1 protein-coding gene is annotated in these 1,294 nt (G+C 37.5%); it reads right to left on the bottom strand.

Going from position 1 to position 1,294, the window contains the following annotated elements:
- Positions 1 to 396: 396 nt before the first annotated feature.
- The gene (locus Q4Q57_RS21990) at positions 397 to 1,254 is read right to left on the bottom strand and encodes a hypothetical protein (RefSeq protein WP_311892034.1); all 858 of its coding nucleotides are present in this window, start codon (positions 1,252 to 1,254) and stop codon (positions 397 to 399) included.
- Between the last annotated feature and the right edge of the window lie 40 nt (positions 1,255 to 1,294).

The following is a 1,294-nucleotide window of genomic DNA, read 5'->3' as shown; positions in this document are numbered from 1 at the left end:
GCCACTTTCCCCGTATTACCAGAGGTCAAACGTGCCTTAGCCGTGCGCTATTGCCCTTGTTGCCACCTAGCGATGCATTTTATGGGCGTTCATATGCGTCATCGACCGACAGGCGCTAACATCACCGCCTAAGGCGAGAAGTATAAGGATAACGGGTTAACCAAACAGAATGAGGACTCGATAACAGCTTGATGAACAAGTGATAAAAATATTAGCTCGTTCGCCAAGGGCGGGTCATGTCTGCATAAAAGTCTCTTTCAAAATAAGACCTTCGCCAGTACAAATTCTCAATCCGCTATTTGCATAATAAAGTGTCAACAATCAACATCGGGCTTGTTCAACACTTGGGATAAGGTCGCGGCTACGCGCGGCCTATCCTTATTTGTTATGCATATTTTACGCTAGCACAATTCCTTGATCTAACTCTTTAAGAATATAAACTAGCTTCCCATCAGATAAGTTAAGGCCAATTGATACTTTATCTAACGTGCAATCAATGCCTATCTGCTCACATATAGCATCAAATTCTTCCACTATATGATTATATGCGTGTAAAAAAGTACGTCTAAGATGAAGTACGTTGTGAGTAACTTCCGCAGGAGTACCAGCAGCTGTTATTCCACCACCAGGCCCCATATAAACAGTACCATCACTCAATTTTACAGCGTAATTTAAACCTATTTCTCTGAACTTTTTAATAGTTTCTTCATCAGGACAATGCGAAATATCTACAATATTTCTTACTTTGTGCTGCTCGATAACTTTAGGCCAATTTTCATGGATAATTTCTAATACTTTTAATGTTGACCAGTCATTATGTTCAAATATTCCAAGAAGATATGCCGCATCGGGAGTAAACTTAATAAATAACAGCTCTTTAGTTCGTTTTACAAAGCCATCACTTTCAATAGAATCACCTAAATGTAAATGCTGAACCCCCCAATCCATTAGCATTCCATCGTCAAAGTCAGCATTTTTTAGCAATCTACTTTGATATTCTAGTAGTGGTTCGCCTTTTTCAATTTTATTAAGTATTTGAGATACTACATTTTCGAATTTGCTTCGCCTATTCAAGGATGAAGCTACGAAAACTTGTCTTGGAGTATCTGTAATTTTGCGAAATTTATAACGATGGTAATCCCAAATGCATTTTTCATCTTCTGTTTTTTGATACGAAGGGACTAATGCTTTCAGTTTTTGGAAACAATACTCAGAATAATCTTTTTCTACTTCATTTATAAATTCAATTCCCATGAGATGATGAATACTCCTTTAATATGCATAACGTCTTAGT

Origin of the sequence: Shewanella sp. SP2S2-6 (assembly GCF_031931965.1) — a bacterium.
GTDB lineage: Bacteria > Pseudomonadota > Gammaproteobacteria > Enterobacterales > Shewanellaceae > Shewanella > Shewanella baltica.
The sequence above is the reverse complement of the archived record's forward strand: the minus strand, read 5'-3'. Positions and strand labels throughout refer to the sequence as shown.

Bases quoted from the DNA above. Each gene is read 5' to 3' on its own strand.
- Q4Q57_RS21990 (WP_311892034.1), bottom strand. From the start codon at position 1,254: ATGGGAATTGAATTTATAAATGAAGTAGAAAAAGATTATTCTGAGTAT.